This window comes from Pradoshia sp., assembly GCF_051873915.1.
GTDB lineage: Bacteria > Bacillota > Bacilli > Bacillales > Pradoshiaceae > Pradoshia.
The window spans coordinates 1-23,662 of the sequence record NZ_JBJEFJ010000068.1 but is presented as its reverse complement, the minus strand read 5'-3'; the positions used below and the strand labels follow the sequence as shown (position 1 = coordinate 23,662).

General features: G+C 44.0%; 29 protein-coding genes and 1 other RNA gene. 9 read left to right on the top strand and 21 right to left on the bottom strand.

Features of this window, described 5'->3' with window-relative positions:
• Nucleotides 1–10: 10 nt before the first annotated feature.
• Both queC and queF read left to right on the top strand, forming a co-directional pair.
• On the top strand, nt 11–676 hold the full coding sequence (gene queC / locus ACI35L_RS06925; protein ID WP_197089988.1) for a 7-cyano-7-deazaguanine synthase QueC: 666 nt from the start codon (nt 11–13) through the stop codon (nt 674–676).
• A complete protein-coding gene (gene queF, locus ACI35L_RS06920) occupies nt 673–1,176 on the top strand; it encodes a preQ(1) synthase (RefSeq protein WP_049671723.1) in 504 nt (167 codons plus the stop codon). The genes queC and queF overlap by 4 nt, the downstream gene beginning before the upstream one ends.
• Nucleotides 1,177–1,374: 198 nt before the next feature.
• Here queF and ssrS read toward each other — a convergent pair.
• Nucleotides 1,375–1,570: non-coding RNA, 6S RNA (gene ssrS / locus ACI35L_RS06915), on the bottom strand.
• 262 nt (nt 1,571–1,832) lie between these two features.
• Here ssrS and ACI35L_RS06910 point away from each other — a divergent pair.
• Complete coding sequence (locus tag ACI35L_RS06910) at nt 1,833–2,012, top strand: hypothetical protein (protein ID WP_049671725.1); 180 nt, start codon at nt 1,833–1,835, stop codon at nt 2,010–2,012.
• Nucleotides 2,013–2,040: 28 nt separating this feature from the next.
• On the opposite strand, the gene ACI35L_RS06905 is transcribed toward ACI35L_RS06910, so the two are convergent.
• Genes ACI35L_RS06905 through ACI35L_RS06895 form a run of 3 tightly spaced genes read right to left on the bottom strand, consistent with a single transcriptional unit; the run spans nt 2,041 to nt 4,748 of the window.
• Complete coding sequence (locus tag ACI35L_RS06905) at nt 2,041–2,955, bottom strand: TIGR01777 family oxidoreductase (RefSeq protein ID WP_439802528.1); 915 nt, start codon at nt 2,953–2,955, stop codon at nt 2,041–2,043.
• Nucleotides 2,956–2,997: 42 nt separating this feature from the next.
• Nucleotides 2,998–3,852, bottom strand: coding sequence for an ATP-grasp domain-containing protein (locus tag ACI35L_RS06900; protein ID WP_439802527.1), 855 nt, complete (start codon nt 3,850–3,852; stop codon nt 2,998–3,000).
• Nucleotides 3,849–4,748 (bottom strand): ATP-grasp domain-containing protein, encoded by a 900-nt coding sequence (locus ACI35L_RS06895; RefSeq protein ID WP_049671728.1) that lies wholly within the window; start codon nt 4,746–4,748, stop codon nt 3,849–3,851. The genes ACI35L_RS06900 and ACI35L_RS06895 overlap by 4 nt, the downstream gene beginning before the upstream one ends.
• Nucleotides 4,749–4,883: 135 nt before the next feature.
• Here ACI35L_RS06895 and ACI35L_RS06890 point away from each other — a divergent pair, with 135 nt between their 5' ends.
• On the top strand, nt 4,884–5,636 hold the full coding sequence (locus tag ACI35L_RS06890; protein ID WP_439802526.1) for a YqcI/YcgG family protein: 753 nt from the start codon (nt 4,884–4,886) through the stop codon (nt 5,634–5,636).
• 19 nt (nt 5,637–5,655) lie between these two features.
• Here ACI35L_RS06890 and ACI35L_RS06885 read toward each other — a convergent pair whose 3' ends face one another.
• From ACI35L_RS06885 to ACI35L_RS06870, 4 genes are all read right to left on the bottom strand, one after another.
• Nucleotides 5,656–6,147, bottom strand: coding sequence for a DUF2798 domain-containing protein (locus tag ACI35L_RS06885; RefSeq protein WP_439802525.1), 492 nt, complete (start codon nt 6,145–6,147; stop codon nt 5,656–5,658).
• A 60-nt stretch (nt 6,148–6,207) separates the two neighbouring features.
• Nucleotides 6,208–6,885, bottom strand: coding sequence for an SOS response-associated peptidase (locus ACI35L_RS06880; protein ID WP_439802524.1), 678 nt, complete (start codon nt 6,883–6,885; stop codon nt 6,208–6,210).
• 83 nt (nt 6,886–6,968) lie between these two features.
• Nucleotides 6,969–7,454, bottom strand: coding sequence for a spore coat protein (locus ACI35L_RS06875; protein ID WP_049671731.1), 486 nt, complete (start codon nt 7,452–7,454; stop codon nt 6,969–6,971).
• A gap of 129 nt (nt 7,455–7,583) precedes the next feature.
• The gene (locus ACI35L_RS06870) at nt 7,584–8,144 is read right to left on the bottom strand and encodes a phosphatidylglycerophosphatase A family protein (protein WP_049671732.1); all 561 of its coding nucleotides are present in this window, start codon (nt 8,142–8,144) and stop codon (nt 7,584–7,586) included.
• 135 nt (nt 8,145–8,279) lie between these two features.
• Between ACI35L_RS06870 and ACI35L_RS06865 the strand changes: the two genes are divergently transcribed.
• The 3 genes from ACI35L_RS06865 to ACI35L_RS06855 all read left to right on the top strand — a co-directional run bounded on the left by ACI35L_RS06865 (nt 8,280) and on the right by ACI35L_RS06855 (nt 10,033).
• Nucleotides 8,280–9,011 (top strand): alpha/beta hydrolase, encoded by a 732-nt coding sequence (locus ACI35L_RS06865; RefSeq protein ID WP_439802523.1) that lies wholly within the window; start codon nt 8,280–8,282, stop codon nt 9,009–9,011.
• A 74-nt stretch (nt 9,012–9,085) separates the two neighbouring features.
• Nucleotides 9,086–9,604 carry a 2'-5' RNA ligase family protein gene (locus tag ACI35L_RS06860; protein ID WP_439802522.1) on the top strand — a complete coding sequence of 173 codons (519 nt, stop codon included), beginning with the start codon at nt 9,086–9,088 and terminating at the stop codon, nt 9,602–9,604.
• A 3-nt stretch (nt 9,605–9,607) separates the two neighbouring features.
• The gene (locus tag ACI35L_RS06855; RefSeq protein WP_049672995.1) at nt 9,608–10,033 is read left to right on the top strand and encodes a GNAT family N-acetyltransferase; all 426 of its coding nucleotides are present in this window, start codon (nt 9,608–9,610) and stop codon (nt 10,031–10,033) included.
• A gap of 101 nt (nt 10,034–10,134) precedes the next feature.
• Here the strand turns inward: ACI35L_RS06855 and ACI35L_RS06850 are convergent, their stop codons facing one another.
• Nucleotides 10,135–10,431: a hypothetical protein gene (locus tag ACI35L_RS06850; protein WP_049671735.1), complete on the bottom strand. Its 297-nt coding sequence runs from the start codon at nt 10,429–10,431 to the stop codon at nt 10,135–10,137.
• Between the two features lie 143 nt (nt 10,432–10,574).
• Between ACI35L_RS06850 and ACI35L_RS06845 the strand changes: the two genes are divergently transcribed.
• Nucleotides 10,575–12,887, top strand: a complete 2,313-nt coding sequence (locus tag ACI35L_RS06845; protein ID WP_439802521.1) for a UvrD-helicase domain-containing protein — start codon at nt 10,575–10,577, stop codon at nt 12,885–12,887.
• 81 nt (nt 12,888–12,968) lie between these two features.
• Here ACI35L_RS06845 and ACI35L_RS06840 read toward each other — a convergent pair whose 3' ends face one another.
• Nucleotides 12,969–13,223: a stage VI sporulation protein F gene (locus ACI35L_RS06840; RefSeq protein WP_049671737.1), complete on the bottom strand. Its 255-nt coding sequence runs from the start codon at nt 13,221–13,223 to the stop codon at nt 12,969–12,971.
• Between the two features lie 159 nt (nt 13,224–13,382).
• Nucleotides 13,383–13,556 (bottom strand): YjcZ family sporulation protein, encoded by a 174-nt coding sequence (locus ACI35L_RS06835; RefSeq protein WP_439802520.1) that lies wholly within the window; start codon nt 13,554–13,556, stop codon nt 13,383–13,385.
• A gap of 164 nt (nt 13,557–13,720) precedes the next feature.
• Between ACI35L_RS06835 and ACI35L_RS06830 the strand changes: the two genes are divergently transcribed.
• Nucleotides 13,721–14,374, top strand: coding sequence for a GNAT family N-acetyltransferase (locus tag ACI35L_RS06830; protein WP_439802519.1), 654 nt, complete (start codon nt 13,721–13,723; stop codon nt 14,372–14,374).
• 50 nt (nt 14,375–14,424) lie between these two features.
• Here ACI35L_RS06830 and spoVAE read toward each other — a convergent pair whose 3' ends face one another.
• From spoVAE to ACI35L_RS06780, 10 genes are all read right to left on the bottom strand, one after another.
• The gene (spoVAE, locus tag ACI35L_RS06825; protein WP_049671740.1) at nt 14,425–14,781 is read right to left on the bottom strand and encodes a stage V sporulation protein AE; all 357 of its coding nucleotides are present in this window, start codon (nt 14,779–14,781) and stop codon (nt 14,425–14,427) included.
• Nucleotides 14,782–14,798: 17 nt separating this feature from the next.
• Nucleotides 14,799–15,815, bottom strand: a complete 1,017-nt coding sequence (gene spoVAD / locus ACI35L_RS06820) for a stage V sporulation protein AD (RefSeq protein ID WP_439802518.1) — start codon at nt 15,813–15,815, stop codon at nt 14,799–14,801.
• A gap of 2 nt (nt 15,816–15,817) precedes the next feature.
• Nucleotides 15,818–16,288, bottom strand: a complete 471-nt coding sequence (spoVAC, locus tag ACI35L_RS06815; protein WP_049671742.1) for a stage V sporulation protein AC — start codon at nt 16,286–16,288, stop codon at nt 15,818–15,820.
• Between the two features lie 14 nt (nt 16,289–16,302).
• A complete protein-coding gene (locus ACI35L_RS06810; RefSeq protein WP_439802517.1) occupies nt 16,303–16,773 on the bottom strand; it encodes a sporulation protein in 471 nt (156 codons plus the stop codon).
• A 317-nt stretch (nt 16,774–17,090) separates the two neighbouring features.
• Nucleotides 17,091–17,615 carry a CotO family spore coat protein gene (locus ACI35L_RS06805; RefSeq protein WP_439802516.1) on the bottom strand — a complete coding sequence of 175 codons (525 nt, stop codon included), beginning with the start codon at nt 17,613–17,615 and terminating at the stop codon, nt 17,091–17,093.
• Nucleotides 17,616–17,741: 126 nt separating this feature from the next.
• The gene (locus ACI35L_RS06800; RefSeq protein ID WP_049671745.1) at nt 17,742–18,632 is read right to left on the bottom strand and encodes an ABC transporter permease; all 891 of its coding nucleotides are present in this window, start codon (nt 18,630–18,632) and stop codon (nt 17,742–17,744) included.
• 14 nt (nt 18,633–18,646) lie between these two features.
• Complete coding sequence (locus ACI35L_RS06795) at nt 18,647–19,654, bottom strand: ABC transporter permease (protein ID WP_439802515.1); 1,008 nt, start codon at nt 19,652–19,654, stop codon at nt 18,647–18,649.
• A gap of 76 nt (nt 19,655–19,730) precedes the next feature.
• On the bottom strand, nt 19,731–21,335 hold the full coding sequence (locus ACI35L_RS06790; protein WP_439802514.1) for an ABC transporter substrate-binding protein: 1,605 nt from the start codon (nt 21,333–21,335) through the stop codon (nt 19,731–19,733).
• A gap of 15 nt (nt 21,336–21,350) precedes the next feature.
• On the bottom strand, nt 21,351–22,352 hold the full coding sequence (locus ACI35L_RS06785) for an ABC transporter ATP-binding protein (protein WP_439802513.1): 1,002 nt from the start codon (nt 22,350–22,352) through the stop codon (nt 21,351–21,353).
• A complete protein-coding gene (locus ACI35L_RS06780) occupies nt 22,327–23,349 on the bottom strand; it encodes an ABC transporter ATP-binding protein (protein ID WP_439802512.1) in 1,023 nt (340 codons plus the stop codon). The genes ACI35L_RS06785 and ACI35L_RS06780 overlap by 26 nt, the downstream gene beginning before the upstream one ends.
• Nucleotides 23,350–23,662 lie beyond the last annotated feature (313 nt).

Here is a 23,662-nt window from a genome sequence, read left to right as displayed (position 1 = left end):
ATTGGAGTGGATGAAATTGAGTAATAAAGCTATTGTTGTTTTCAGCGGAGGCCAGGATTCAACGACCTGTCTGTTTTGGGCGCTGGAAAAATTCGATGAAGTGATTGCCGTTACATTCGACTATGGACAGCGTCATCATTTAGAGCTGGAATGTGCTTCAGACATCGCCCGCGAGCTTGGGATTGAACATCACATTTTAGATATGTCCCTATTAAACCAGCTTGCTCCAAATGCCCTCACGAGAGAGGATATTGCCATAACCGAAGATGAAAATGGACTGCCGTCTACTTTTGTGGAAGGACGGAACATGCTGTTTCTCACCTTCGCGGGTATCCTGGCAAAAACAAAAGGAGCCAGCCATCTCGTAACAGGTGTCTGTGAAACGGACTTCAGCGGGTATCCGGATTGCCGCGATGTATTCATCAAGTCCCTCAATGTCACGATGAATCTTGCCATGGACTTCCCCTTTGTCGTCCATACACCCCTAATGTGGCTCGACAAATCAGAAACGTGGGAGCTCGCTGATACCTTCGGCAAGCTTGAATATATCCGAACGAAAACATTAACCTGCTACAACGGCATAATCGGTGATGGATGTGGTGAATGCCCGTCCTGTAAGCTGAGACAAAACGGACTAGATATCTATCAAAAAAGGAAAATGGTGAATGCACAATGAATCATGAAGGAAGAGATGCAGCAGAACTAGATGGCGTTACCTTGCTTGGAAATCAAGGGACAAAATATCCATACACGTATGATCCATCCATATTAGAGATCTTCGACAATAAGCATAATGATAATGACTACTGGGTGAAATTCAATTGTCCTGAATTCACAAGCCTATGCCCGATTACAGGCCAGCCTGACTTCGCAACAATTTACATCAGCTACATCCCAGGACCCAAAATGGTTGAAAGTAAATCGTTGAAGCTCTATCTTTTCAGCTTCCGCAATCATGGCGATTTCCATGAGGACTGTATGAATATCATCATGAAGGATCTTATTAAGCTAATGGATCCCAAGTACATTGAAGTCTGGGGCAAATTCACCCCGCGCGGCGGCATTAGCATCGACCCGTATTGCAACTACGGTAAGCCTGGTACAAAATTTGAGGAAATGGCTATGCACCGCCTGATGAATCATGATATGTATCCGGAGAAGATTGATAATCGATAAGATTGGCGGGGCTTTGTCCCCGTTTTTTATTTGTACAGACATGGTACTTAATGAAGTGGAGCAAAGAATGATGGCAGCGTTTTTCTATGTGAATCGCCCATACCGTTTGAATATTGAACGTCTCATAGCCCCCCAACTCCGCTCCAAAAATCAAGCACAAAAAAACCAATCCCTCATCGGAATTGGTTTACGGTTGTTTGTACAGCCGCCTTTGCCGTTACATTATAAGAAAGTTTTAAACCACCACTTCAACAAGTGGGTGTTCGCAATTATGTTCCTGCATGTCCCCCATGTCATCTAGACAGAGGCTTGTCATTTCCATAAATTTTTAAAACTCCCTAATACAGCTTAAAGGTTAAAACTTAATTATGCATCACGTACAACGCAGCTTGTATTAGTATAATACACCCTTTATCGCCAATTAGCAACTGCATCAACTTACAAATACTTGGTTATTCAGCCCCATTTTTATCTTGTGTAGGTATAATCAGAGAAACGTTCCAGATTTTATGTTATATTAATACAAAACGTAATATGTTTATTTCTGCACTAAAATAATCTAGTCTTTTATGTGTAAAAATAATCAAAAATTTACATTTTATATTAAGAATGGTAGTATTATTATTATTCTAATTTATTTATTTGGAGTGTTTTAGTTGCTACTAAAAATGATGTCTGCTGAGGAATTGAAAGAATGCATTACTGATTTAAAACGGAAACATTCTGATTGTATCTTTATGCATGGATTTTATCATGAGCGTACTGCTGAAATCAGCAAGAGGCTGCAAGTTTACATCGATTTTTACAATGAGCAATACGGCAAAGGCAGCCAGTAATCCTGCAGCCTTTCTAACCAACACCAATCTATGCTGTATTGGTGTTTTTCATGTTCTCAGAATTAATTTCTTCAAGTGCCAGTTTCAAGGTTGGATAGGCGAATATGAAACCTGCTCGAAGCAGACGGCTTGGCAGCACCCATCGGCTTTTGAGGATTAGCTCAGGCTCTGTTCGAATGACCACCGCCCCGGCCTTTAACATCCAATCAGTGGCTGGCATTCCGAAATCCCTGCCCATGGATTGCCTTAATAAGCGCATGAGTTCCTTATTCTGAACCGGATTCGGGGAACCGCAATTGAATACCCCGTTCAAGTCCTCCCTTGCTTCAATGAAACGGACGATTCGATAGAGATCTTCAATATGAATCCAGCTGAACATCTGCTCGCCAGACCCCTGCTTCCCGCCTAAACCAAATTTCACCAAGTTTTGATAGACAGGAATCACTCCTCCGTCTTTTCCTAACGCAATGGTAATCCTTAAGGCCGCCTGCCTAGTAGACGGCAGGTTGAAGCAGAAGAACACTTCCTCCCAACGTTTCCCGACATTAACGGAAAATCCTTCGCCCTCTTCCCCATGATCCTCTGTCATCGGGCGGTCCTCTGCATGACGGTAGATTGTTGCTGTGCTCGAATTAATCCAAAGCGCAGGCGGGTTTTCACATTTCTCAATCGTTTCGCCAATAATCAGTGTCGTGTCGATCCGCGAATTCAATATTTCCTTTTTATTCCTTTCATTATAACGGCAGTTTACGGATTTTCCGGCCAGGTTTATGACAAGGGATGCTCCATCGACAGCCTCCAATATCCCCTCACGGTCATTCCAATTTATATGGGGCTCTTGCCTGGATATGATGGCAATATCATATCCTTCCTCTCGATATTTTTTCTCGAAATATTGGCCAATGAATCCCGTACCTCCCGCTAACACAACCCTTTTTGACATCGACATCGCCTCACACAATAGATTTTGTTCAACAACTACCCTCTATGTTACCAAATTATTCCTTATATAATCTAAATATTTTTGTACAATGTCAATATCATAATTTTGATAAAGGGTTCTCGTCCCTACAGCATCCTCAATTTCATTAAATAGGAGCTCACCCTTTTCATCAATCAAGAAATCGATACCTACAAAATCAAATTTCATGATGGATAAGATGCTCATGACCAACCTTCGTTCCTTGGAGGATAAGGAGTAGGCGTCAGCCCTCCCGCCTAAGGAATAGTTCGACTTAAAGCTTTCTGTTGACTGTCTTTTCACGCAAGCGACGATCTCCCCGCCCATGCAAAAGGCTCTGATATCAGTACCCGGATTGAGGCACATTTCCTGAATGAGGATTTGTTCAACCCCATACTGGTCCACATATTCAGTCAATTGCTCTTTATTGTCAACCTTATGCACCTCACTTCCGCCATGGCCAGCTAATGTCTTCACTATGAGCGGGTATTCCATTCCGTGGTTTTCCCAGTCTGAAAGCCCATAAAGGGTCTTAACAGACCTAATGCCATGTGCGTTTATGAGCTGATGTGTCTTGGCCTTATCATTACATATATCCGTTACAGCTGATGAATTGAACACTTTGCAGCCCATCCATTCAAGCTGCAGGGCAAGGCGGCTGTTGCGGCTCCGGTTAATGGCAAAATCGGGTGCACTCTCCCATTTTTCCTTTCCTTGTTGAATAAATAAACGGCCCTCCTCAGAACCAAGAGCAAGTTGATCTGTCAAAATCAGTTGCAGCTCCAGCCCATGCTTCGGCCCCTCCTCAATAAAACGATTCGCAAACCATTGATTCTTCTCATAGTCCTCACGTTCATAAAGAATGATTCCTTTTATCATTTTCCTACCGCCTGGATGATATGGTCAAAGATGGCCTCAGTAACATCGATTCCTGTGCAGTCATAAATATTTTTAATATGGGCATTAGAATTGACCTCACATAAGACTGGCTCACCCTCCTGTCCAAATAATAGATCCACTCCAGAGAATTCTGCCCCAATCTGTTCGCTTGCGGCTATCGCCAGCTCACAAAAATCAGCGGGCGGCTGAAACGGCCTCATCACGCCTCCATTGGTCACATTCGCCCGGAAATCTGTTTCGGAAACTCTCATCATCGCCGCAACCACCTTGCTGCCAACCACATGAATTCTACAATCCCGTCCAAAACTGCTTTCAATGAATTCTTGATATAAATGGGGCAAATACAAAAGCTCATTTCTTCTTGCTGCCAATTCTTCTCGATTCCGAACGAGGTATACTTGTTCACCGAATGAACCATAAGCCTCTTTAATAATGATTGGATAACTCAGCTCCTGTTCAACCAAGTCAATAAAGGAAGTATTCTTTTCTTTCGTTCCCTCGTACATCAGCGGAGAAAAAATGGTTTTCGGCATACGTATGCCTTTGCCTGCCAGCCTCTGAAAGGTAGCAATCTTATCATCACAGGCCGCAACCGCATCAGCACGATTGAATAGCCGGAACCCTTGCCTCTCTAGCTGCCTCGCAAGCCGGATATCCTTATCAAGGAATAGAATGAAATCAGGATAGGGAATCCGTTTATCCCATTTAACGACAGCCTGTCCATTCTCTATTACACTCAGTAATTCCTGGTTTGCCACAAGTTCTAGGGCAAGGTTCTTTCTCTTGGCAGTCTGCCGATACCATTCATGAATTTCGTTAAATTTGGCTGAATTCAATGCCCCGTTATAGACCAGCCATCCTGTTTGTTTTCCCATACGTATTACTCCTTATGTACAGCTTTCATTATTGTCCATTATACCAAATGAATGAAGACATGTTCCCGTTCCATTCCCCTGCTCATATGCTTTGAACATCAACCCATAACAATCAGCTTTGAGGTGCATACTGTCATGAGCGAAAGACCCGACCGAATGTATAAACGGACCGACATTGCAAACGAATCAGCCATTCCATCATGGGGCAAGGAAGCTTACAAGAAATGGCATGAGATCGTATCAGATTATCATTTCCCCTGTCATTTTGGGGTGCAGGCAGAGAAAGCAGATCATCTGCGTTACTGCTTTGCAGAGGAACAGGAACTCTCCCATCTGCCAGAGGCATTAATTCAATTTCTTACACTCTCTAGGAATCACCCCGAAAAACGCCATGCCCTCGTTCTTTTTGTGAAACCAGGTCAGACCTGGAATAGCTTTGATGATTACCATGATTATTTCTGGGAAGTTCTTTCTTTCCTGCATGAACAGGATCCACTCCCTTGGCCAGAGAACATTCCGCTCAACCCAGATGACCCATTATGGGAATTTTCCTTCGGGGGTGAACCGATTTTCATTTCCGGGAATGCGCCAATCTACGAAAAGCACACAACCAGGAATGTCGGTCCATGCCTTGTGCTGATTTTTCAGCCAAGGAGAATTTTTCAGGATATCAGCTATGAGACTCCCCAAGGGAAACGAGCCATTGATGCCATTCGCCGTAAAGTGGAAGCAATTGAAGGAATGCCCATCCATCCCGATTTAGGTGCTTATGGTGATGGAGAGAAGCGGGAATGGAAACAGTACATGATAACGGATGACAATCAACCGGCCATAGGGAAATGTCCAATGAGCGGCCGATTAGTCAAAAAAAGACCGTCAACTCCATAAAGTTGACGGTCTTTTCTATTCATTCTGCCTCTAATGCCGACAAAGTGTCTTCTTTAATGAATTTCACAAACAAATACTTAACAATTGGCCCCATAATCAGCCATTGTAATGGGAAGGCTGCAATGAAATTCTTTAAAAAGATGGACAAATACGCGCTTAGCCAAGATACCCCGGCAGTGCCTCCGTGCAGATGAGCGGTAATCAGCCCATAGACAGACATAGTGGCCGCCATCCCAAACACTATAAATGCAGACATTTTCAATACCATGTGAATTTTTTTCGTTTTAGTCGGAAATACCTTTGACGCAGCCTTTCTGGCAAGCGGACCAACGACAAATAAATCAAGTGACAGGGCAATGACAAACCCAGCCGCGAAGCTTAATAATAGCTCCATAAACGTAACAGTCGTTAAGACCCCATTAAGCCACATATTATAAAATGTCATAACAAGTACCATTCCAAAGCACATCATTGTGCCAAAAAAGAGGCCTTCTCTCTTTGCTGCGGGCAAGGCTCTCATCCTTTCTTTTCTTGCAATCGTTCTAAGTATAGTAGGGATGAGCTAAGATGATCAGCCTATCCGTTCAATCAGCTTGGATGAATTATTCCTCGGCGAGTTTACCTCTTTTGATACCTCAAAGATTTCCATCTCATCCGTATTGTACGGAGTTAACACCTTGTCCAAGATGGCTGTATCATGAACGCTCGGATTTAACCACAGCTGTTCAGCCTCTTGCTTTAAAATGACAGGCATACGGTCATGCACGAAAGAAACTGCTTCATTTGCATCAGTTGTAATGATGGTACAGGAATGGACTGAACTCCCATCCGGCGATTTCCACGTCTCCCATAGTCCCGCAAATCCGAATGGCTCATTGGATTTCAGCGTAATACAATAGGGAGTTTTCCCTTCCTCCATCCTTTTCCACTCATAAAAGGCATCCGCAACAATGAGGCAGCGGCGATTTTGATACGCATTCCGGAAACTCCTTTTTTCACTCAAGCTCTCCGCACGGGCATTAATCATTTTATAGCCAATCCGTTCATCCTTTGCCCAGGAAGGAATAAATCCCCACCGCAAATAGCCCAGCCGATTTTGTGAGCCATCATTGATAACGGCAAGCACCTGCTGGGAAGGGGCAATATTATAGCTCTTCTCAAAGTCTGCCTCATCGATTGCTCCTGCTGCAATCGCAAATCGTTCAATGATTGTTTCATACGTCGAAAATAAGGTAAATCTCCCGCACATACAATCACCTCTTTACCCCCATTATAGCAGGGAGAACGTTGATTCCCAAACAAGCGAAAAAGCCCCTCATCAGGAGCTTTTCACTAGTACTTCATATCAATCGCCTTATTGGCGTTCTTGATATCTGAATCAATCAGCTTCTGCATATCAAATGCATGATACAACCCTTTCTTGCTCATATAATGAAAGATTTGCGCATGCAGGTCAATCAATCCATTCAGCTGATTCACCAAGGTTCTTCTCAATACCGGTGTTGCTGTTTCCGTAATGGCAATGGCATATGAGCGGATTAGCGTCTTGACCTGAATCAAGATACTTCCTGCATAATATCCCTTATCCAATTGGGCACGCTCTTCGGCATCCTCTCTTGTTGGTGCCTTTGGAAAGAAGGCGAGCAAATCCTTTAAATAGCGCTGCATCACCTTTATCGTGGCAGTATAAAGATTCTTTAATTCTTGACAAGGTACATTGCCGACTTCCTTCTTCAACGTCATTAGCATATTCGATTCCATTGCGACTAATTCATGGAGCTCAAGTGCCTCATGATAAGCCAGTGAGCCATTGCTCATTTGATCCACTTCCTCTCGGGGGGTGTAAGTTTCCCCTACAGCATATGAAATGGCGGCTTGTCACTTGCCATACTCCCGCTATAAAAAAAAGAGACACCTGCCGGATAGTACGGCAAGTACCTCTTCACTTCAGCCTATCAACTCTTCATGATCGATATCTTTTATTTCTTTTTCTGTCAAGGATTCCTCTATGTCACGTTCACGATGAGCTAATCGCGATGCAGCGCTAGCAGCAATGGCTGCCACCAAATCATCAAGGAATGTGTTAACGCCGCTCCCTTCTTTCTTCGTATCTAAATAGCGGATAATTCCTATTTTATTTTTGTCGAGATGACCAAATGTCGTCACCCCAATGCTGCCGTAACTAAGGGTTGCTCCAAAGGCGATGGTTTCATCAACGCCAAATAACGGCTCATCCGATTCCACTATAGACTGTAAAGGCTCAGACAGCATCTTTTTCTCCGCAAGCATATCCAGTTCCACTCCCACTAAAATGGCATGCTGAATCTCCCTCTTCATGAGAACACGTTCGATACTGTATATACAATCTTCCATCGTTAAATTATCGTTATAGGGTAATTGCATTTGATAGACAATTTTAGCAATAGAATCAATACTGACACCACGTTTATGCAAAGCCTGCTTTGCGGCTTTCGTGACGGTTTTACTGTGTACATGCTCTTTTTTCATCTCTTCATAACTCCTTTACTTGCTTTCTCTAATTATACCATTTATAAGGTTCAGAGCATTTTGAAATCTCAAATATATTAAATTTACCATCTTATGCTAGAATAGACATGTATACGATTACATGAGGTGAAATAAATGTCCAGACAAACAGGCACCATCATCGATAAGATGTTTCACAGCGAGGCTTTGCAGGAAGAGGTCCCTTTACTCCTCTATCTCCCTGCGTCATTTTCTCCGCTCTATAAGTATTCCCTTCTCATCGCACAGGACGGGAAGGATTATTTCCAAATGGGCAAGATTGGGAGAGTAGCAGACCGTTTACTAGAGGAGGGGAAAATCGAAAATATTATCATAGTGGGTATTCCTTATCGTAACAGCGAAGACCGTTGGGATAAATACTACCCTGGCGGTGATAAATTTGAAGCCTATAAGCGGTTTCTTGCCCGCGAGCTCCTGCCATACCTAGAGGAGGAGTATCCAACCTATCATATTGGCATGAGCCGGGCGCTTATCGGTGACTCCCTCGGAGCAACCGTTTCTTTAATGACCGCCCTTGATTACCCGCACACCTTCGGAAAGGCTGCCCTCCATTCGCCTCTCGTCAACGAGAGCGTTCTAGAGGCTGTCGAACAGTTTTCTTATCCGCATCTCATGCATATTTACCATGTGATTGGCAATAAGGAAACAGCGGTTCAAACGACCAGGCAGGAGGTCATTGATTTTCTAACCCCTAACCGGGAATTGAACCTGCTTATTGAAAGTCAAGGATTCCCCTCTTTCTTTGAGGAAATAGACGGCGGTGATCACACTTGGCGCTCTTGGCAGGCAGATATGGAACGAACACTGTTATGGCTATTCGGGAATTAACCTGAATAGTGAATGTTTTAAACTTTTGCTATAATATAATCACCTTATCATTAACCATTCGGGGAGGTACAATCATGAACTTTGGCATTGCCATTTTTCCTTCAAAAAAGCTGCAGGACCTAGCTAATTCATATCGAAAACGCTACGATGCACACTACAAATTCATTCCGCCGCATGTAACGCTCAAGTCAACCTTTTCATCCACCGAAGAAGAAGACATCAAACGAATTTCAACTATACTAAAAGAAGTTTCAACCAAGCATGAGCCCTTTACCTTAAAGGTCTTAAAGGTAAGTACCTTTCAACCAATCAATAACGTCATTTACTTAAAGATTGACCCGAATCCAGAACTTCTCAATCTTCATGAAGCCCTTCACACGGAAGAGCTTGGCACGGATAAGCCTTATACATTTGTTCCGCATTTAACGATTGGCCAAGACCTTTCTGATAAGGAAATGCATGATGTACTCGGCCAGTTGAGCTTAATGAAATTTGAACATGAAGAAACCGTTGATCGCTTCCACCTTCTTTATCAGCTGGAAAATGGGACATGGACAGTATATGAAACATTCTTACTTGGAAAGGACCAGTAATTGATGGACATCAAGATCGTCACGAACGAAGAAGAATTACAACAGGCTTATCAAGTACGAAAGATTGTTTTTGTCGATGAACAAAAGGTGACTGTTGAGGAAGAAATCGATCATCTTGAGGAGGAATCCACTCATTTTCTCGTCATGAATGAGAATGATGAACCGATTGGAGCCGGTCGCTTCCGTATTGTTGATAACTACGGGAAGGTTGAACGCATTTGTGTCTTGCCACAAGCCCGTTCAACCGGTGTTGGGCGCTCCTTAATGGAAGCCATTGAGCAGCATGCCCTTTCACAAGGACTGGAGATTACGAAGCTTAATGCGCAGGTACAGGCAATTCCTTTTTACAAATCACTTGGCTATGGCATTATATCTGAGGAATTTCTTGATGCCGGAATCCCTCATCGAACAATGAAAAAACGGCTGTAACGACAACGAGAGACAATCTCCCTTGCCAGCAGGCGGGAGATTGTCTCTCGTTTTTCTTTCCACAAGAAAAAGCCTCTTATCTTCTCAAGAGGCTTTTAGTATTAGATGCTCAAATTAATAAACTTCCCAACACCGATAAGATCACTCATCGTCTGGTTGACTAATGCTTCAGGAATACGGTGGCTTCTGCTGCCTGTATTTAAGCCAGACATCGGGTAAATCAGGTCTTCTTTGTTCTCTTCAGTATGGGTTACTCCGTTTTCATTCCTGCGAAGAAAAAGAATCGGCTGGACAGCCTTTAAGCCGGTGATGCCATTCTTCCTCATACTCTCTGCAGATACCGTTCTATTCGTATATTGAACATACTCAAACTGCGTGAATGGCATGATATAGCTCATCGGTATCACCTCTTCCCATCTATTAACATACCCCATTTCTATCTAGAAGAAACCGTCATCCCTCTTTGTAATCTACCTTACGTTTTGTTAAGATTATATTTGTCTGTCGAAAGCCAAAAAAGATATAAATGAGGAATCTGATAATGAAAACAGCTTATTGGAAGAATGAATATATTACATTGGAAGATTGGCCGAAAGAGGCTTATACACGTGTTCATGAGGCCGGTAAGAACGGTGAATTGCATTGTCCCTCATGCCATCAAGCAGTTATTTTCTATTTGGGGATTCATGATAATCCCCACTTTATTCATAAAGATGCGTCAGTCCCGCCATGCCCTGAAAAGCCAAAAGCAAAAAGCGGTGCTGTACCTGCAACAAAGGAAAGTGTCGAGTACGGAGGATTCCGACTGCCTCAGTCTCGTTCCATCACAGCTGTTGAATCAAATCGGAATCACGATTGGCAGCCATCCTTTCACATTAAAAACCTGCCTCCATTCGTTCAGTTGGCAGCCAGCCATCTCGCTAGCTCCCATCCCTTTGTAGAGATGCTGAAGGAACATGGCTGGCCGCTCGATGAGGAGCAATCTAAAGCCGTAACAACCGATGCCAGCCATCTGCTGGTCCTTGCCGGCGCCGGAAGCGGTAAGACTAGGGTGCTCACTTCCCGCACCGCCTATCTTCTGCTTGAGAAGGAGGTCAATCCTAAGTCCGTCATGCTTGTCACCTTCACCTCTAAGGCTGCCCTTGAGATGAAGGAACGACTTAAAAAGATGCCAGGCATGAATCCTTCCATGCTGCAGTCGCTGTATACCGGTACGTTTCACGCGATTTTTTATCGGATTCTCATGCACCATGATCCGCATAAATGGAACTCTGCAAAACTAATTAAATTTGATGGAGAAAAAGAATATATTCTTAAGATGGCAGCTTCTGAGCTTGGAATTGATGAACGGGAATTTGCGTTTGATGCCTGCATACAGCAAATTGGCAAATGGAAGAATGACCTGTACCTGCCGAGCGATGTCCGCCCAGAAGGTGATTTCGAACACTCTGCTTTAGAGCTTTACAAGAAATATGAGCAATATAAAGAAACACACGATAAATTTGATTTTGATGATATGCAGACTGGCTGCTATACGCTTCTGAAATCTGACCAAGCTCTTCTGAAAGCCTATCAAAACCGTTTCCGCTATTTTCTTTTGGATGAGTTTCAGGATATTAATAGAGTGCAATATGAAATTATGCGATTGCTGACGGACAGAGCCGAACACATCTGCTTCGTAGGTGATGATGATCAGGCCATCTATTCATTCCGCGGAAGTGATTCATCCTTCCTGTTGAATTTATCACTTGACTTCCCTGATCTTGAAACGGTTTATCTTGCCGCTAATTACCGTTCAGGTCATAAGATCGTCCAGACCGCCAATCAAATCATTGCTCAAAACCATGTCCGCACACCAAAGAAAATGAGGGCTCTTCATGATCAATCACCGGCTCCTGTCCTGTTTTATCCACATGATGAGGAGATGGAAAGTGTGATGATTATGACGGATATCATGGAAAAGATTCGAAATGGTGCTTCGCCAAATGATTTTGCGATTCTTTATAGAACAAATGTGATGAGTCGAGCCATCTTTGAACGCCTAGCTGTCTCAAGCCTCCCTTTCAGAGTAGATGCTGATTATGATTCCTTTTATAATCGCCGGGCCGTTAAGGGCATCCTCGCTTTCCTGAAGGCAAGCCTGAACCCGGATGATCCTAGTATGTTAAATGACTTACTCCCGCCCCTTTATTTGCGAAAAACAGCAGCCCAGGATGCAAAGGCCCTATCCATCTTGAATGATTGCACCTTGCTTGACGCTTTAGCCCATATTGGCGGATTAAAGCCGTTCCAAAAGAAAACCATCGAGAAGGCTGTATCCGTTATCCGCACATTGAAAGAGATGCGCCCAGATGTCGCGATTGAAATAATCGAGAAAGAGCTCGGCTTCCAAAACTATTTAAAAAAACGCGGCAATGAGGGCAATAAGATGGATAAAGGATCTGATGAAATCAAGGATGTGAAAGTAGCCGCAAGCAAATTCACATCTGTGCAGGACTTTGTCGATCATGCTACCCATATGGTCGCGATGTCTAAGGAGGTCAAGAAACGTTCCAAGGATGAGCCATTCGCCATACAGCTTGGCACGATTCACCGGTCCAAAGGGCTGGAGTATAAATATGTATACCTCTTAGGATGTGTGGAAGGCTGCATGCCTCATGACTATGCACTGGAAGCATGGCGTGATGGAGACCGCAAGCCTATTGAGGAGGAAAGACGCCTATTATATGTAGCTGTTACCCGGGCATGCTCCGAGCTTTATATGTCCATTTCATCAAAAAGGCGCGGCAAATCAGCCAAACCTTCCCGTTTCTTAAATAGCTTGAAAAAAGGAGCCGCCATGACCGCAAAATAAGGAAGGGTCCCTATGTATCCCGGATTTATTCGGGAGAACGGCGGCCGTTTCCATCATGCGGGCAAGGGGCTCCTTCCCTTTTTATTTTTTGTTCATCATTTTTGAGATTGTATTAAAATCAAGGGATTTCCCGTCCTTAATGATTGAATTGACCAACTGGTCCTCCATCTCTTTTGGAACCGGTTTATTAGCAATTTGGGATACCTTCTTAATAACGGAACGGACCGTTTTCTCATCTTTGAAATTTGCATTCTGCAGGGAATTAGCCAATTCCATAATTTCTTTCATGTTTACGCCTGTTTTCTTCTCCATGTTTTTAAAGAACCCGTTATCCATATTTCAGCCTCCTTCTCGATAATGCCATCATATGATGCCCAGCCTGAAGATGTGTTTAAGAATTTATATATAAAAAGGGTCCAGCTGGACTGAACCCTCCATCGTACTTTGTTAGTAAAGAAGAGACAACAGGATCTCTTCTTTACAACCATATTCAGATTAGCAGAAGCTTGCGCCGACAATTATCAACAGAATGAAGAGAACAACGATTAGCACGAAAGTAGAACCGTAGCCTCCACCGTAGCCTCCACCGCCGTAGCCATAACCGCCGCCGCAGCTGCCGCCGTAGCCGCCGCCGTAGCCGCCGCCACCGTAGCCGTAACATCCAAACATGTAAGTCACCTCGCTTTCGCTTAGTACACTCATAACATATGAGAAAAGCGGTCTCCCTGTCTGGGCTAAATTACAGCTTCAAATACCTATTTTAATTTGCCCTTGTCTCACCCTTGAGACATCCACTACAATTAAGGTAAAAACACAGCAAGGATTGAGACATTATGGATATTGAATGGAAAGAGTTAGACTTACATGATTCAGATTCATTACTTAATGAAGCACTTCACTTATATGATGAATCTTTTCCAGAGGAAGTGCGTGAAAGCCACGATCTTTTCCGACGCAGCCTGACCCTTAGCTCAAGCGAGAATGTCTATCATTTTCTCGTCGGCCTAGAGAATGGGAAGGTGATTTCGATGGCAACAGCCCATTATTTCGCTCGAGCCAATTTCGGATACATCGTCTATTTAGCTGCCCACCCAGAAAAGCGCGGGATAGGATTAGGGAAGAAAACGATTGAGGAAATGCGCAGGCGGCTTCAACTAGACGCAAAAGCAAGCGGCTACCCATCTCTTAGCGCTGTTGTCCTGGAGACAGAAAAAGAAACAACGGCCCATGATGAGGAGGAATATGCCATCAACCTCAAAAGACTAAAGTTCTTTGAGAGCTTAGGCTTCCAGATTGCCGAAGTAGAATATGTACAGCCTCCCCTTTTCCACGGGCAGATTCCCGTCCCGCTGTATCTGCAAATGAATATTCTAGATGAGACGGCATCCTTGACACCTGAGGATACCATCGAGGTTTTGTATAAAGAGAAATATAATAAGGTAAACCAAATCTCTTCGAAAGAGCTTGAGCTTTGCCTGCAACCCTAAAAAAGACAAGGCGCTTAACCTTGTCTTTTTTGTTCCAGCATTTATTTCATTTATCCCTTTGGTTTAAAAATTAAGGCTGCAAGAAAACCAAAAACAACAGCAGCAGAGATCCCGGAAGATGTAATCTCAAACATTCCAGTCAATACACCTACAAGTCCATGCTGGCCTGCCTCCTGCATTGCCCCGTTTACAAGGGAATTGCCGAAACTGACAATCGGAATCGTTGCTCCTGCTCCAGCAAAATTGGCAAGTGGTTCATACCACCTAAAGCCCCCAAGGACCGCACCAGTTACAACCAATAAACTCATCGTATGGGCAGGTGTCAGCTTGGCAATGTCAAAAAGAAGCTGGCCAATTACGCAAATCAGCCCGCCAACGACAAAAGCCCAAAAAAACATAGCTAGCATAAGCTTTCCTCCCTTCCCTACTCCATCTCAATAGACACAGCGTGTGCTATGCATGGAATGGATTCATTCTGCTGTACCGTTAGCGGCGAAAGCAAGGCCCCGGTTGCCGCTAGTAAAATCCGTTTATAGGTGCCCTTTTTCATCTCATTCAGTAAATGGCCGTAAAGGACGGTTGCAGAGCAGCCTGCCCCGCTCCCGCCAGATTGTACGTTCTGGTCATCCTTATAAAGCATAAGACCGCAGTCACGAAACCGCCCTTCCTTCAACTTCAGACCCTTTTGCTCTAATAGATCCTGAGCTGTCGCTTGGCCGATTTTCCCAAGATCCCCCGTCACAATTAAATCATAATGGTCGGGCTTTAAATTGAAATCGCTGAAGTGAGCAGCAATGGTATCTGCCGCAGCCGGTGCCATCGCTCCTCCCATATTGAACGGGTCTGCCATCCCCAAATCAATTACTTTTCCGATTGTCGCACTCTTCACAACAATTTGATTCGAAGCAGCTTTCTTATTCTGCTCAAGCAGGGCAGTTCCTGCACCAGTCACGGTCCACTGGGCGGTCGGCGGCTTTTGCCCCCCGTACTCTGTTGGATAGCGAAACTGCTTCTCGATGGCCGCATTATGGCTCGATGCACCTGTCAGCACCTTCTCCGCCCCTCGGTAATTGACGACAAAGGCTGCGAGTGCCAGCCCCTCCATCGATGTTGAGCATGCACCGAACAGCCCTAGATACGGAATCGCCATTGTTCTTGCCGCAAAGCTTGTCGGGGTAATTTGATTCACTAGATCTCCCGCAAACAGGAATTGAATATCCTCATTTTTCAAGCCCTTTTTCTCTATCGCACAGCTGGCCGCCTCTTCAAGGAGGACACGATGCGCTTTCTCATAGGAATCCTCATTGAGCCATAAATCATCATGAATAATGTCAAAATCATCTCGAAGATGCCCTTGACCTTCAAAGGGGCCTACGCTGACACCCGTGGATGTAATCACAGGATGATTCTGAAAAAGCCAAGATTGTTTGCCACTCAGCATAATTACCCTCCTATTATCATTTGATATATTTGCTTGATCAGCGCAACGACAAAGGCAGAGAATACACCGAATACAATAACCGACCCTGCCAGTTTGAACATATTGCTTCCCACACCAAGGACGAGCCCCTCTGTACGGTGCTCTATCGCAGCTGAAATCACTGAGTTTCCAAAGCCTGTCACCGGAACAGCACTTCCTGCGCCGGCATATTGTCCAATCCGGTCATATACACCAAAGCCCGTCAGAAGCATCGCGATGAAAATCATCGTAGCAACCGTTGGGTTCCCTGCCGTCTGCTCTGTGAAATTAAAGAAAAAAATATAAAAGTACGTAATCAATTGCCCGACTAAACAGAAGCATCCTCCCACCCAAAAGGCCTTTAAGCAATTCTTTAAAACCGGACGTTTCGTCTCATATTTTTGTTCCAATTTCTCATATTGTTTTTGCTCAGGTGTTTTATTGTTTTTAGCCATTGCCCTTCACCTACCTAAGTCATTTCTTTTTCAAGATTTTCTATCTTTCCAAACCATTTCTTTGCCTTCTCTTTTGAATAACCTTTATCCTGTACTTGAACGATTAGTTCGACAACCTCAAGAAATATTTTCATGTCACTCGAGATGACAATGTCATAACCTTTAAACCTCTTATTCAAATCACTAGTCAAGTCTTTATCGATTGATGCCATCTTGAAGCGTTTCAAATGCTTCACCTTATAGGCAACCAATATGTCCTTTCCATTCTGCACGACCGCCACATCATATATTTCATCATGATCGGCAACGGTCTTTTTGATTTTCTCGAGCGGTGCTTCCTTATCCCCGCCCAAATACACAGGGTCCATGTCTACTGATGAGATAAGCGACCGAATGGCTTCCTTGCTGCTCGAATCACCAGCACATCCCCCTAAAAAAATCGAGAAAAGAAGCATGGTTATTGATACCAGATAGATTTTCCTCACTATTTTTTCACCCCTACTATAAAACTCACTCGACTTTATTCTCTGCCTGATTCGAAATTTTATCCGCAGGCTTACAAATAAAAAAACGCCGCATTAGCGACGTTTCACTTCATTTATCCTTGCTGGCGGACCGCCTTCTTCCATTTCCCGCATCCGCAGCCTTTCTTCTTTACCGCGGAGGTTCCTACCTTAGGTACCGGCTGAATGACTTTTCTTTGTCCTTTCACTATTCAGGTCCTCCTTCCTCCCCCAGATGTTATACTTTATGAAAAAGGGAGGAGGTTTGTCTATTATAAATGTCCTCACTCGTCAGATGGCTAGAAACGGACGATTTTGATCCCTTTGATTTGTTTAATCGGATGTTTAATCCACTTCTTCCCGAACGCCACCTTTATATAGACAAATTCTCCTTTAACCTTTTCAACCGTTCCCCTCAGCGTCTTCCCCTCAATAAAGAAATCACAGATGGGTCTCGGCATCAAGGCTGGTATTTGAGCCAAGTAACGAACCAATTCATCCTTAGTCATATCCTCTAGTTTCTTGCGCTTCGTACCATTCAGGTAAGAAGTCGCCTCATCAGCATCCAAAAGTTCAGTACGTTCATCCTTCTTTTTCTCTACACCGAAACTTAGCACTGTCGGCACCTCTCCCCCATCAAATGGCACCTCCTCCACTTTCGAATCGCCTTCAGCTCGTTCCATCATCTCCTTTGCTGCCAAATTCGTAAAAAAATCATCAATCTCCACTATTTCTTCTTCCATTATGCGTAATTTTAATTGTTCTTTATCAAGCCAGGCATTGGCCGGCAGTATCCCTTCTTGCTCATGTTTATTGCTCATCATATACCCTCCTGACCCGCGAACTTTACCTACTCATTCATATGCGCGAAAGCCTAGGAATATTTCCAAGCTGCAAAGAACGAAAAAAACGCCCGGCATGACAGTCCCATACACGAGGCGTTTCTTATTTTATTGCTGCTTCATTTTCGGATCGAGAGCATCCCTCAGTCCGTCTCCTAATAAGTTAAACCCAAGTACAGTCAGCATGATGGCAAGACCTGGGAAGAAAAGCGTACCAGGTGCCTGAACGAGATATCCTTTCGCATCCGCCAGCATTTTCCCCCATTCTGGTGTAGGAGCCTGAGCGCCAAGCCCAAGGAACCCTAGTGCTGCTGCTTCAATAATGGCTGTCGCTATAGCCAATGTTCCTTGAACAATAATCGGTGTGATACTGTTTGGCAAGACATGATGGAAGATAATCCTGCCATCTGACATGCCCAGTGCATTCGCTGCCAATATGTATTCCTCCTGCTTTACGCTTAGCACCCTCGAACGGATTAACCTTCCGAAGGTCGGAATATTAATTACCGCAATCGCGATAAGGGCATTTTGAAGAGATGGTCCCAAAATAGATACAATCGCAATCGCGAGCAAAATGCTTGGAAAAGCAAGCAGGATGTCAAAGAACCTGGAGATGACCGTATCGATCAAGCCTCCATAATAGCCCGCAATAAGACCAAGCATAGCCCCGATAATAACGGATCCTAAAACGGAAAAGAATCCTACCCAAAGCGAGATTCTTGCCCCATGGATGACACGAGACAGAATGTCCCGCCCAAAGTCATCTGTTCCAAACCAATTATCGGCCGATGGAGGCAGCAATCGCTTGGTTAAATCTTGCTCATTGATGCCATAAGGCGCTATGAACGGGGCAAATATCGCCAATAACACGAAGAAGAGAACAATGCCGAGACCAACAAGCGCTAAGCGGTTTCTCTTAAAAATAATCCAGGCCTCAACCCAGGGAGATTTTGGTTTTGTATCAAGCTGTAATTCTGTCTTTCCAGCCAACTCCGCCACTATATTCACATCCTCTATTTGGAGTATTTTATTCTTGGATCCACTAGTGCATAGAGAAGATCGACGATTAAATTAATAAATACAAAGGCTGTCGCAATCAAAAGAATGCCTGATTGTATAACCGGATAATCCCGGTAATTAATCGCATCATATAAGTATCTTCCAATCCCAGGCCAAGCGAAAATCGTCTCAGTTAAAATAGCTCCCCCGAGAAGAAGGCCTGTCTGCAGTCCAATAACGGTCAGGACAGGGATGAACGCATTTTTTAAGGAGTGCTTGTACACCACCCAAAACATGCTAACCCCCTTCGCCCTTGCTGTACGGATGAAATCAGATTTCATCACTTCCAGCATCGTAGAACGGGTCATTCTGGCAATTATGGCCATTGGGATCGTTGCAAGTGCAAAGCTTGGCAATATCAAATGCTTAACAGCTGTAACAAATTGCCCAAAATTGCCTTGTATCAACGTATCAATTAAATACAAATTGGTAATCGAATCAATCGGATCACGGACATTCTCCCTTCCAGAGGTCGGAAGCCATCCTAATTGGATAGAAAACGCCCACTGCTCCATTAGTCCCAGCCAAAATATTGGCATTGACACACCAATCAATGCCAATACCATCGCCAAGTAATCAAACCAAGAATTTGAAAACCATGCACTGATAATACCGGCGTTGACGCCAATAAACACTGCAAGCAGCATAGCAACAAACGTCAGCTCCAATGTTGCGGCGATATAGGGCCACACTTCCTCTGCAATTGGTGTCTTCGTCCTTAAAGAGGTTCCCAAGTCACCGGAGAATAATTGTTTTATGTAATCGAAATATTGGATATACCAAGGCCGGTCAAGCCCTAGCTCCTTCGTCAAATTGGCAATCGCGTCAGCCGTCGCCCGTTGACCGAGAATGACCTGAGCAGGGTCACCTGGAATCGCCCGTACAATTGCAAAGACGATGATCGTCATGCCAATCAAAACCGGTATAACGGATAATAATCTCCTAATCGTGTAAGATAGCATGTCACTTTACCCCCATAATGAAAGGGACAGCCCAATAGATTGTCATGCTTATCGGGTGCCCCTTCCTCATAAACTTTTACTTAAACTCTACGGTTTTGAAATAATCAGAGCCAGTTGGATGCGGCACAAAGCCTGAGATATCCGCTGCGGCAGCTAATAATGGTGTAGAGTGAACGAGTGGAATCCATGGAGCATCTTCGTGAATGATTTCTTGTGCTTGCTTATATAGTTCATTCCGTTTTTCTTGGTCAACTTCTGTTTGTGCCTCAATCAAGATATCATGGAGCTTATCATTGGCATAGTAGGAATAGTTATTGGACCCAATGGAATCCTTATCTAGCAATGTGTAAAGGAAGTTATCCGGGTCACCATTGTCACCAGTCCATCCGAGCATATAAGCTGGGTAATCCCCATCAGCTGCCTGGTCAAGATAAGTTGCCCAGTCAACCGTTTTAATTTCTACGTCTACGCCAACTTTGCCCCAGCTTTCTTGGATAACTTGAGCAATTTTATTTCCTTCAGGGATATATGGACGTGCAACTGGAATCGCCCATAGCTCTGCCTTAAATCCATCCGGATAGCCTGCTTCTGCGAGCAATTTCTTGGCTTTATCCAAGTCAAACTCATAATCAGAGATTTCATCATTGTAGCCTTCAATGGAGTCAGGCATCGGGTTCTTTGCCGGCACCGCTAATCCAGAATAGAAGGAATCAATGATGGATTGTTTATCTACTGCATGGCTGAGCGCTTGACGCACTTTGACATTATCAAATGGTTTTTTCGTCACATTGAAGCCAACATAGCCGACATTCATTGCCGGTCGCTCAATGGCTTGAAGATTGCTGTCAGATTTGATCTTCTCCAAGTCAGTTGGATTTACACCATCCATTAAATCAATCTCACCTGTAGATAATGCATTCAATCTTGCAGAGTTATCAGGAATAACTTTGAAGATCAATTGGTTTAATTTTGGCTGGCCATCCACATAATAGTCTTCGTTTTTCTCTAGAACGATGCTGTCATTTGCCTTCCACTCAGCAAACTTAAATGGTCCTGTTCCTACTGGGTTTTTGCTGAAATTCTCATCGCCCTGCTCTTTAAGCGCTGTTGGGCTCGCAATTCCAAAGCTGCTCATTGCCAGGTTCTTCAAGAAAGGAGCTTGCGGGCGCTTCAGCGTAAATTCTACTGTATATTCATCCGTCGCTTTTACCTCTTTAATGACATGCCCTTCATCCCCTTTGTAGCCTCCAAACATCGTGTAATAAGGGAATAGCTCTTCATTCCCGTTCATCCAGCGTTCAAAGTTAAAGACGACTGCTTCTGCATTGAAATCAGTTCCATCATGGAACTTAACATCCTCACGAAGCTTGAGCGTGTACTTCAGTCCATCCTCTGACGGAGTCCACTCCTCTGCAAGTCCAGGATGAAGAGTCGTATCCTGCTCTCCATACGTCAATAGCGTTTCAAATACGTTAATGGTTACTTTATAAGATTCCCCTTCTGTTGTTGTGATTGGATCTAAAGAGGTAGAATCCCCGCCGCGGCCATATACAAGTGTATCCTTCTTATCGCCGCTTTCGCCTGATTTTCCTTTTGTTTCCTCATCTCCTGAACTACAGGCTGCTAGAAACAAACTGGCAATCATAATACTTACCATGGCTAGCAATAGCTTCTTTTTCATCAAACGTGTAACCCCCTATTTTTTGATTTTATTATCATTGCTGATGGCATCATCATATAGATGACATGCAGCATAATGACCCTTCTCAACATCCTGATAGACCGGATGAATGGATTTACAGGCATCCATTGCATAGACACAGCGAGTATGGAACGCACAGCCGCTTGGCGGATTTGAAGCGCTCGGAATATCACCAGTCAATTCAATTCTCTCCCTCTTAATATCCGGGTCAGGAATGGGAACGGAGGAAAGAAGAGCTTTCGTATACGGATGGAGCGGATTTGTATACACCTCTTCACTATCAGCCAATTCAACCAATTTCCCGAGATACATAACACCAACGCGGTCGCTGATATGCCGAACAACTCCAAGGTCATGCGCGATAAATATATAGGTCAGGCCAAATTCAGCCTGGATATCCTTAAGTAAATTCAAAACCTGTGCCTGAATCGAAACATCGAGTGCTGAAACAGGTTCATCGGCGATAATTAATTTCGGCTTTGTCATCAAGGCACGGGCAATTCCAATTCTCTGACGCTGTCCGCCGCTGAATTGATGCGGATAGCGGTCCAAATGATATGTACTTAATCCAACGACATCCATCATTTCCCGGATGCGTTTTCTGCGTTCCTCTTTATTACCGACTCCATGGACAATTAGCGGCTCCTCTAAAATCTTCTTCACCGTATGGCGCGGATTCAAGGATGCATAGGGATCTTGGAACACCATTTGGATATCACGTCTAACAGCCTTCAGCTCACTTTTGGACATCTTCATAATTTCCTTGTCCTCAAAGACGATACTTCCTTCGGTCGGATCCATCAATCTCATCAGGAGCCGTCCTGTCGTCGACTTGCCGCAGCCGCTCTCCCCAACAATCCCTAGTGTTTCTCCCTTTTTCACGTAAAAGGAAACATCATCTACTGCCTTCACCTCGCCTTGCTTGCGGCTGAGGATTCCTCCATTGATTGGGAAATACTTCTTCAGGCCATTAACCTTTAATAACTGCTCCGTCATGAGCCGCTTCCCCTCCCTCTCCTTGATATAACAGGCATCTTACCATCTGCCCCTCATTTGATATCTTCTGCAAGGATGGAGACACGGTACCGCATGCCGGCATGGCATATTCACAGCGCGGTGCAAACACACAGCCATTATCAATGGTACCTGGCTTAGGCACATTGCCCGGTATGGAATACAGCTTGCTGTCCTTTTGACGAATATCAGGCACAGACTTTAGCAGCCCCTTTGTATATGGATGTTTCGGGTTCTTAAATATATCCCTGACATTCCCCTTCTCCACAATCTTGCCTGCATACATGACGAGCACTCGGTCGCATACCTCTGCAACAACCCCAAGATCATGCGTGATAAGAATAATCGATGTATCGGTCTTTTCATTTAAATCCTTCATCAATTTCAAAATTTGCGCCTGAATCGTCACATCAAGTGCTGTCGTCGGCTCATCGGCAATCAATATATTCGGCCGGCACACCATGGACATCGCAATCATAACCCTCTGTCTCATCCCGCCTGAAAGCTCATGGGGATAATTTTTCATCATACTCTCAGCCCTTGGCAAACCAACCTGCTTTAACATCGCCACACATTCAGCAAATGCCTTTTTCTTATTCGTATCATGATGGAGCCGATATGCTTCTGTCATCTGCTGTCCAACCGTAAACAACGGATTCAAGGAAGTCATCGGCTCCTGAAAAATCATTGAAATTTGGTTTCCCCGAATCTTTCTCATCTTCGTCTCCGGCAATTTAAGCAAATCCTCACCGTTAAATATGACTGAAGAAGCAGAATCAACGATTGCCGGCGGCTTAGGCAATAGTCCCATAATTGATAGGGACGTCAGACTCTTCCCGCTCCCTGATTCTCCAACAATCCCGAGGATTTCTCCTTTTTTTAGCTGAAAATCAACCTTCTCAACCGCAGGAACCTCTTTACCATCTGTCCGAAATGAGATAGTCAATTCTCTTACATCTAAAACCACAGAGTCCCCCAAACAATTCCCTCCTGCACATTATGTATTATTATTTGAGTAATATAAATTATTAAAATATTATGATTTATTATGTCACAGGTTTTGGAAAATGACTACAATTTATTTGATTTTTTTACTTTACTTACCATTTTTTCTTTATCTTTCCCTTTAATAAAATAGTGTAATAGTCTGTCTATTTTTATGGTTAAAAGAAGAGATTCATGCATAAAACCCTAGGAGAATGTTAGTAGGTTGATAATAGATTTGACTAAGCGAAAGGGGGGGATAAGCTCGACTTACTGGCTTTCTCCCGCACTTCCACCACCTCTCCTAT